The organism is Pseudomonas sp. P1_F1_2 (assembly GCF_056405815.1).
This window is the reverse complement of sequence record NZ_JBFUBK010000160.1, coordinates 1-9573: the sequence shown is the minus strand read 5'-3', so window position 1 is coordinate 9573 and position 9573 is coordinate 1. Positions and strand designations below refer to the sequence as shown.

Here is a 9573-nt window from a genome sequence, read left to right as displayed (position 1 = left end):
AGATCATCAAGACCCGAGGTCACTTCCCGACTGACGATGCGGCGACAAAACTGATCTGGCTTGGACTGCGCAATATCACAGCAAACTGGGGGGCCGCGGCCCATGACTGGAAAAGTGCGATGAATCAATTCGCGATTCTGTACGGAGATCGATTTATCAGGCCGACCTGGTAAAAGCATGGCCTGCCTAACGGCAGGCCGTTAACGGCCCGCACACAAAATATCTGACAGTCCCCGTAAGGGCGAAACCCTAAGCCGCCGTTACCGCAGCAACGGATATACACACAACACACAACACACAAAAACATGGTCGGCCCAAAGGCCGCCACGACCAAGCGGCGCCACCGAAAGAACCAACGGTTGCACCCAGTGCCACCGCCAAGCAGACAGCCCACGACCCAAGAACTGTCCACCCAAAAACAGCGACCGGTCAAACTGCCCCCACACCCCCAACAAACCCGTTAAACAACAAATACCTAACACCTCACCAAGCAATCAACACCATCCCGCCCCCGACGTAAGAAAACCCCCACCCCGAAAATCAGCCATCTAGGGAATTCTGCCCCCACCGTGTGGGTATAAATAAGTAACACCACGCCCCAACGGGGTGCGCAAATCACCGAGATCGCCCCGCCCCGGTGCGCCGGTTGCACCGAAAAAATCACCCGCAAACGGTCAAATGCACCTGAATTTATACAAATGCGACATTAAGGTACGTACGTGCCACTGTTTAACGCCTATGCTCGATCAGGATCTTGCATTGGGTATGGCCCCTGCATAAGTATCCGCAGGGTCGACTCACGAGGTCGTCCTATAATTCCAAAAAAGCCACAATCATGAGGCCACCATGCTTAAACACGCGGTCATTCCGTTTTTAGTCGGCGCCAGCATGCTAGCTGCCGCACCCTTCGCCCAAGCCGCGACTAACCTGGTGTTCTGCTCCGAAGGGAGCCCGGCCGGTTTCGACCCAGGTCAATACACCACCGGGACCGACTTCGACGCCTCTGCAGAAACCATGTTCAACCGCCTCACCCAGTTCGAACGTGGCGGCACCGCTGTCATTCCTGGTCTGGCGACCAGCTGGGATATTTCCCCGGACGGCCTGACGTACACCTTCCACCTGCGCGACGGCGTCAAGTTCCACACCACCCCGTACTTCAAGCCGACTCGTGATTTCAACGCCGACGACGTGCTGTTCACCTTTAATCGCATGATTAACAAGGATGATCCGTTCCGTAAGGCGTACCCGACCGAATTCCCGTACTTCACCGACATGGGGATGGACACCAACATCACCAAGATCGATAAAGTCGACGACAAAACCGTCAAGTTCACCCTCAAGGAAGTTGATGCCGCGTTCATCCAGAACATGGCCATGAGCTTCGCCTCGCTCCAGTCCGCCGAGTACGCAGCCCAGCTGCTGAAAGAAGGCAAAGCCGCCGACATCAACCAGAAGCCGGTCGGCACTGGTCCGTTCGTGTTCAAGAGCTACCAGAAAGACTCCAACATCCGCTACACCGGGAACAAGGACTACTGGAAGCCGGACGACGTGAAGATCGATAACCTGATCTTCGCCATCACCACTGACCCGTCGGTGCGTATCCAGAAGCTGAAGAAGGGCGAGTGCCAGATCACTCTGTTCCCACGTCCGGCCGACCTGAAGGCGCTGAAAGAAGACAAGTCCCTGAAAGTGCCTGATCAGGCCGGTTTCAACCTGGGCTACATCGCCWACAACGTGATGCCTAAGGTCAAGGGTCAAACCGACGCCAACCCGCTGGCTGAACTGAAAGTGCGCCAGGCACTGGACATGGCAGTCAACAAGCAACAGATCATCGACTCCGTTTACCAGGGCGCCGGCCAACTGGCCGTCAACGCCATGCCACCGACCCAGTGGTCCTACGACACCACCATCAAAGATGCCAAGTACGATCCTGAGAAAGCCAAAGAGCTGCTCAAGGAAGCCGGCGTGAAGGAAGGCACCGAAATCGTCCTGTGGGCGATGCCGGTACAGCGTCCATACAACCCGAACGCCAAGCTGATGGCAGAAATGCTGCAGTCCGACTGGTCCAAGATCGGCCTCAAGGTCAAGATCCAGAGCTACGAGTGGGGCGAGTACATCAAGCGCTCCAAAGGTGGCGAGAACCAGGCAATGCTGATTGGCTGGAGCGGTGACAATGGTGATCCGGACAACTGGCTGAACGTGCTGTTCGGCTGTGATTCGCTGGAAGGCAACAACTTCTCCAAATGGTGCGACAAGAAGTTCGACGGCATCGTAAAAGAAGCCAAGCGCACGACCGATCACGCCAAGCGCACCGAACTGTACAAACAAGCGCAACACGTCCTCAAAGACGCCGTTCCAATGACACCTATCGCTCACTCGACGGTGTTCCAACCTATGCGCAACGAAGTGCAGGATTTCAAGATCAGCCCGTTTGGCTTGAACTCCTTCTACGGCGTCAGCGTCAGCAAATAAGGTGTTGCAACGGCGACGTTTCTGACGTCGCCGTTGTTGTATCTGCCGAGAAAGTAGGAAAACTCTTACATCCAATTCCGCCGCGTACTACCGCGGTGGTGTCGGACGCGTTGCCATTTCCTACGAGTCTTTAGGACTCTACGCATTTACTGCCAGACCCACGGCCCCTACCGTCGGGTTCTGACCAGCTTATGTGTGGGTTCTCGGTTATTGCCGCCCGCAGGGTTTGAATTCAGTGATCCTCCACGTCCCAGGACGGGACGGCGGCTCATTGTCAAAACACTCGTCAATACAAGAGGGAGCGTCATGCGCCATACCTTGGTTTTATCCGCATTACTGGGCACCGGCCTGTTGGCCGCCACTTCCATGAGCCAGGCCGCCAATAACAGCCTGGTGTTCTGCTCCGAAGGCAGCCCCGCCGGTTTCGACACGGCGCAGTACACCACTGCGACCGATAACGACGCCGCCGAGCCGCTGTACAACCGACTGGCAGAGTTTGAAAAAGGCGCGACCAACGTCGTACCGGGCCTGGCCACGAGCTGGGATATTTCCGAGGACGGCCTTAAGTACACGTTTCACCTGCGCGAAGGGGTGAAGTTTCATGGCACCCAATACTTCACGCCGACCCGTGATTTCAACGCCGATGACGTGCTGTTCACGTTTAATCGCATGCTCGACCCACAACAACCATTCCGTAAGGCTTATCCGACCGAGTTCCCGTATTTCAACGGGATGAGCCTGAACAAGAACATCGCCAAGGTCGAAAAGACCGGACCGCTGACCGTGGTCATGACGCTCAACAGCGTCGACGCCGCGTTCATCCAGAACATCGCCATGAGTTTCGCCGCCATCCTGTCCGCCGAGTACGCCGACAAACTGCTGGCCGAAGGCAAGCCGAGCGATATCAACCAGAAGCCGATCGGCACTGGCCCGTTTGTCTTCAAGAGCTACCAGAAAGACTCCAACATCCGTTACACCGGCAACAAGCAGTACTGGGACCCCAGCCGGGTCAAGCTCGACAACCTGATTTTCGCCATCAATACCGACGCCTCGGTACGCGTGCAGAAACTCAAGGCCAACGAGTGCCAGATCACCCTGCACCCGCGCCCTGCCGATGTGGAGGCACTGAAGAGCGACACAAAACTCAAGCTGATCGAGAAGCCTGGCTTCAACCTCGGCTACATCGCCTACAACGTTCGGCACAAGCCTTTCGACCAGCTCGAAGTGCGCCAGGCGCTCGACATGGCGGTGAACAAACAAAGCATTCTCAAGGCCGTCTATCAGGGTGCCGGTCAACTGGCCGTCAACGCCATGCCACCAACGCAATGGTCCTACGACGAGACGATCAAGGACGCCGCCTATAACCCGGAAAAAGCCAAGGAACTGCTCAAGGCTGCCGGCGTGAAAGAAGGCACCGAAATCACTCTGTGGGCGATGCCCGTTCAGCGCCCTTACAACCCGAACGCCAAGTTGATGGCCGAAATGCTCCAGGCTGACTGGGCGAAAATCGGTCTCAACGTGAAGATTGTCAGCTATGAATGGGGCGAGTACATCAAGCGCACCAAGAATGGCGAGCACGACATCAGCCTCATCGGCTGGACCGGGGACAATGGGGACCCGGACAACTGGCTCGGCACGCTTTACAGCTGCGACGCCATCGGTGGCAACAACTACTCCATGTGGTGTGATCCGGCTTACGACAAGCTGATCAAGCAGGCCAAGGTCGTCACCGACCGTGACCAGCGCACCGTGCTCTACAAACAGGCGCAGCAGTACCTCAAACAGCAGGTACCGATCACGCCAGTCGCCCACTCGACGGTTAACCAGCCGTTAAGCGCCAAAGTCGAAGGGTTCAAAGTCAGCCCCTTCGGCCGCAACGTGTTCTCGGGCGTCAGTATCGACCAATAACCGATTAGCCAGAACGCTGGGGGCGCAGTGCGCCCTCATGCAAACGTATTGCCGTAATTCGCCGATTCGGCCTACAGCAAACGTTTGCGATGCCTTATATGAGTTCTAAACCAAATAGCCGGACCACCAAAAAAGACCGGTATAAAAAAAGAAAGTAAGGAGCTTCACCCATGAAACTGAGCAGCACCGCGTTATTGGCCTTGGCCATCAGCAGCGTAACCGCCACGGCTTACGCAGAAACCCAGAGCCAGGAATTCACCCCGGTGACGGTCAACACCAAAAGCGCACAAGCCGACGCAACCGGCTTTGTCGAAGGCCAATCCATCAGCGGCACCACGCGCAACTGGTACGCCAACGAACAACTGCATCGCGGCGGCAAGTTCACCTACCGCAAAGACGGTGTAGCCACCCCGACAGATCGTCGTATCAACTGGGTTCAAGGCACCATCATCAAGTACAACTCCGGCTTCACTGAAGGGACCGTGGGTTTCAGCACTGAAGTGGCGGCCTACAACGCTGTCGCGCTTGAACGCGACCGTGAGAACCTGGCCTCCAACAACGGTGGCGCACCGACTTCTCGTCCAGGCGCTGGCAACAACCGTACCCTGACCAAGGAGGGCGGCGACGCTCAAGGCCAGTGGAGCAAACTGGGCCTGGCCAACGTCAAGGCGCGCGTCTCCAACACCACGCTGACTGCCGGCCGCATGAACTTCAGCAGCCCGCAAGTTGATGTGATCGGTAACCGTGCGCTGCCTTCGAGCTTCCAGGGCGTCGCAGTCCACAGCGAAGAGCTGAACAACCTGGCTTTCGACCTGGGCACCTTCGACCGCAACTCACCGCGTACCGAAGAGAGCCTGCGCAAGTTCCGCTCCGAATACGGTACCAGCAGCGCCGAAGCCGACCACGTGAACACCGGCGGTATCACTTACCAGCCATTCGCCAGCCTGACCACCAGCTTCTGGGGCACCCAGGCTGAAGACTTGTGGAACCAGTACTACTTCGGCGCCAGCCACGTATTGGGTGACAGCTCGGTACTGAGCCTGACCACCGGCCTGAACTACTACAAGACGGTCGATGAAGGTAAAAAGCTGCTGGGCGAAATCGACAACCAGGCCGGCTCCCTGTCGTTCGGCCTGACTCACCAGGCTCACACCCTGACTTTCTCGTACCAGGAAATTAACGGTAACGAGTACTTCGACTACCTGCACGAAACCAACGGCATCTACCTGGCCAACTCCCTGCTGTCGGACTTCAACGGCCCGAACGAGAAATCCTTCCAGGTTGCCTACGGTCTGAACATGGCCGAATACGGCGTGCCAGGCCTGAAGTTCAACATCTACCAGGCTCGCGGCTGGGGCATCGACGGTACTCACTACACCGGTACTGCCTACGACGTGAAGAACATGGACGGCGAAACCCACTACGAATACGGCATCGGTTCTACCTACGCCATTCAAAGCGGCCCGCTCAAGGCCACCACTGTTCGCGCGACCTACACCGCTCACCGCGCCAGTGAAAACCAGGGTGATGGCAGCATCAACGAGTTCCGTCTCGTGACCACTATTCCGTTCAATATTCTGTAATGCACCTGCCCACCGGCTGATTCAGTGACGAATCGGCCGTTGGGGTTTTGTCCTTTAACCGATTGCAGAGGGTTCTTGATGAAAATGCTTCCCCTACGTGCGGCCATCGCTGCCGCGTTGCTGAGTGTCGCTGTTGGTGTCTCGGCCAAACCCCTGGTGGTCTGCACCGAAGCCAGTCCGGAAGGCTTCGATATGGTCCAGTACACAACTGCAGTCACCGCCGATGCAGTGGCCGAAACCCTCTTCAATCGCCTGGCGGACTTCAAGCCCGGCACCACCGAGGTGATTCCGGCGCTGGCCGACTCCTGGGACATCAGTGAAGACGGTCTGAGCTACACGTTCCACCTGCGCAAAGGCGTCAAGTTTCACACCACCGATTACTTCAAGCCGACCCGCGACATGAACGCCGACGACGTAGTCTGGAGCTTCCAGCGTCAACTGGACCCAAACCACCCATGGCACAAACTGTCGAGCGTGGGCTTCCCGTACTTTGAAAGCATGGGCTTTAAAGAACTGCTCAAAAGCGTAGAAAAAGTCGACGACAACACGGTCAAGTTCACCCTGACCCGTCGCGAAGCGCCATTCCTGGCAGACATTGCCATGGCCTTCTCCTCGATCTACTCCGCCGAGTACGCTGACCAGTTGCTCAAGGCCAACAAGGCCGGCGACCTGAACAACAAACCGGTCGGCACCGGCCCGTTCGTGTTCCAGCGCTATAACAAGGACGCGCAAGTTCGCTTCAAGGCCAACCCGGAGTACTTCCGTGGCAAGCCACCGGCAGACGCGTTGATTCTGGCGATTGCGACCGACAACAACGTGCGCCTGCAAAAACTCAAGGCCAACGAGTGCCAGATCGCGCTGTATCCGAAACCGGATGACATTCCGAGCATCAAGAAAGACACCAACCTCAAGGTTGATGAGCTGAACGCGATGACCGTTTCCTACATCGCGATGAACACCTCGCACAAGTACATGAGTGATGTGCGCGTGCGTAAAGCCATCGACATCGCGTTCGACAAGGCGGCCTATGTCAACGCGCTGTTCGGCAAAGGCAACGCGACTGTGGCGGTCAACCCGTACCCGGACACCCTGCTGGGCTACAACCACAAGCTGACCAACCCGCCGCGTGACTTGGACAAGGCCCGCGCCTTGCTCAAGGAAGCAGGCGTACCGGAAGGCACAACGTTTACACTGTTCACCCGTAACGGCGGCGGGCCGACCAACCCGAACCCGATGCTGGGCGCGCAGATGATGCAGGCTGACCTGGCCAAGGTCGGCATCAAGATCGACATTCGCGTCATGGAATGGGGCGAAATGCTCAAACGTGCGAAAAACGGCGAGCACGACATGGTTTCCGCCGGATGGGCGGGCGATAACGGCGACCCGGATAACTTCCTGACGCCTATGCTGAGTTGCGAAGCAGCCAAGAACGGCGAAAACTACGCGCGCTGGTGCAACGAGAAATTCCAGACGCTGATCGACGAAGCCCGAGCTAAAGTGAACCCGACGGAACGTGCAGCGCTCTACGAGCAAGCCCAGGAGGTTTTCAATCAGGACCAGCCATGGATCAGCATGGCGCACACCCGTATGTTTACTGCAATGCGCAACAACGTAGAGGGCTATCACATTAGCCCGCTTACCACGAATAACTTCGCCACCACCCAGGTGAAGTAAATAAGAAAACTCCCGGTGTCCCTGACTCCAGGGACACCAGGCACGCCTAACCGGCTGATGAGGTACACCACAAGATGTTTAGTTTTATTGCCCGCCGATTGGGGTTATTGATCCCCACGTTTTTCGGCATCACCTTGCTGACTTTCGCGCTGATTCGCATGATTCCAGGCGACCCSGTRGAAGTCATGATGGGCGAACGTCGCGTCGACCCCGAAATGCACGCACAGGCAATGGAACGCCTTGGTCTGAACAAGCCGCTGTATGCCCAGTACCTGGACTACATCGGCAAACTGGCCCACGGCGACCTCGGCGAATCGCTGCGTACCCGTGAAAGCGTGTGGAGCGAGTTCACCTCTCTATTCCCCGCGACCCTGGAACTGTCCATGGCCGCCCTGTTGTTCGCCGGCATCCTGGGCCTYCTGGCCGGGGTGATCGCGGCACTYAAGCGAGGATCCCTGTTCGACCATGGGGTGATGGGCGTCTCCCTGGCGGGGTACTCGATGCCGATCTTCTGGTGGGGCCTGATCCTGATCATGTTCTTCTCGGTGAGCCTGGGCTGGACCCCGGTATCGGGGCGGATCGACCTGCTCTACGACATCGAGCCGCGCACCGGTTTCATGCTGATCGACACGCTGCTGGCCGATGACGTCGGTGCGTTCCTCGATGCCCTGCATCACCTGATCCTGCCGGCCATCGTGCTGGGCACTATCCCGCTGGCCGTTATCGCGCGGATGACCCGTTCGTCGATGCTCGAAGTGCTGCGTGAAGACTACATCCGTACCGCCCGCGCCAAAGGCCTSTCGCCWTCKCGCGTGGTGTTCGTGCACGGCTTGCGTAACGCRCTGATTCCGGTCCTGACCGTGGTCGGCCTGCAAGTCGGCACATTGCTGGCCGGTGCGGTMCTGACCGAGACCATCTTCTCGTGGCCSGGCATCGGCAAATGGCTGATCGAAGCCATTGGCGCCCGGGACTATCCCGTTGTGCAAAACGGCATCCTGCTAATCGCCTGCCTGGTGATTGTGGTCAACTTCGTAGTGGACATCCTCTACGGCTTTGCCAACCCACGCATCCGTCACCAGCGCTGAGATCATGACCATGACCATGACCACTCCAGCTTCAACTCAAAATCAAGCGGTAGCAGTCGATCAAAGCCTGCTKTACCCGTCCCCGTACAAAGAATTCTGGCAAGCGTTCTCCAAAAACAAAGGCGCCGTTGCCGGCCTGATGTTCATGTTGCTGGTGATTTTCTGCGCGATCTTCGCGCCATGGGTTGCCCCGCATAACCCGAGCGAGCAATACCGCGATTTCCTGCTGACCCCGCCAGCCTGGCTGGAAGGTGGGCAGATCCAGTTCCTGCTCGGCACCGATGAACTGGGTCGCGACCTGCTGTCGCGCCTGATCACGGGCTCGCGSCTGTCGCTGATGATCGGCTTGTCGTCGGTGGTGATGTCRTTGATTCCGGGGATCCTGCTGGGTCTGTTCGCCGGTTTCTTCCCGCGCCTKCTGGGCCCGACCATCATGCGTCTGATGGACATCATGCTGGCGCTGCCGTCGCTGCTGCTGGCCGTGGCGATTGTCGCCATCCTCGGCCCTGGCCTGATCAACACCGTGATCGCCATCGCCGTGGTGTCCCTGCCGTCCTATGTTCGACTGACCCGCGCGGCGGTGATGGGCGAACTGAACCGCGATTACGTGACCGCCGCCCGCCTGGCCGGTGCCACGTTGCCACGCCTGATGTTCATCACCGTGCTGCCGAACTGCATGGCACCGCTGATCGTTCAGGCGACCTTGAGCTTCTCTTCGGCGATTCTCGATGCCGCGGCACTGGGCTTCCTCGGCCTTGGCGTACAACCGCCAACCCCTGAGTGGGGCACCATGCTGGCTTCGGCTCGCGACTACATCGAACGCGCCTGGTGGGTGGTGCCTGGTGGGTGGT

At 58.0% G+C, this 9573-nt stretch carries 6 protein-coding genes and 1 pseudogene; all 7 read left to right on the top strand.

Annotation, left to right across the window (positions count from 1 at the left end):
- Nucleotides 1–173: pseudogene (locus tag AC1D2P_RS29285) on the top strand (IS256 family transposase); the annotation flags it as partial.
- Between the two features lie 673 nt (nucleotides 174–846).
- Nucleotides 847–2472, top strand: coding sequence for an ABC transporter substrate-binding protein (locus tag AC1D2P_RS29280; protein ID WP_477811724.1), 1626 nt, complete (start codon nucleotides 847–849; stop codon nucleotides 2470–2472).
- 306 nt (nucleotides 2473–2778) lie between these two features.
- Nucleotides 2779–4380 carry an ABC transporter substrate-binding protein gene (locus AC1D2P_RS29275; protein ID WP_077430882.1) on the top strand — a complete coding sequence of 534 codons (1602 nt, stop codon included), beginning with the start codon at nucleotides 2779–2781 and terminating at the stop codon, nucleotides 4378–4380.
- A gap of 170 nt (nucleotides 4381–4550) precedes the next feature.
- Nucleotides 4551–5963 carry an OprD family porin gene (locus AC1D2P_RS29270; protein WP_046026858.1) on the top strand — a complete coding sequence of 471 codons (1413 nt, stop codon included), beginning with the start codon at nucleotides 4551–4553 and terminating at the stop codon, nucleotides 5961–5963.
- Between the two features lie 78 nt (nucleotides 5964–6041).
- Nucleotides 6042–7637, top strand: coding sequence for an ABC transporter substrate-binding protein (locus tag AC1D2P_RS29265; RefSeq protein ID WP_109787847.1), 1596 nt, complete (start codon nucleotides 6042–6044; stop codon nucleotides 7635–7637).
- A 74-nt stretch (nucleotides 7638–7711) separates the two neighbouring features.
- Entirely contained in the window at nucleotides 7712–8722 is a 1011-nt protein-coding gene (locus tag AC1D2P_RS29260; protein ID WP_258667725.1) for an ABC transporter permease subunit, read from the top strand.
- A 10-nt stretch (nucleotides 8723–8732) separates the two neighbouring features.
- On the top strand, nucleotides 8733–9573 hold an 841-nt coding region (locus AC1D2P_RS29255), incomplete at its 3' end, for an ABC transporter permease subunit (RefSeq protein ID WP_477811723.1).

What these genes read in the sequence shown, in the direction of transcription:
- AC1D2P_RS29275 (WP_077430882.1), top strand. Translation starts at nt 2,779, where the DNA reads ATGCGCCATACCTTGGTTTTATCCGCATTACTGGGCACCGGCCTGTTG.
- AC1D2P_RS29270 (WP_046026858.1), top strand. Translation starts at nt 4,551, where the DNA reads ATGAAACTGAGCAGCACCGCGTTATTGGCCTTGGCCATCAGCAGCGTA.
- AC1D2P_RS29265 (WP_109787847.1), top strand. Translation starts at nt 6,042, where the DNA reads ATGAAAATGCTTCCCCTACGTGCGGCCATCGCTGCCGCGTTGCTGAGT.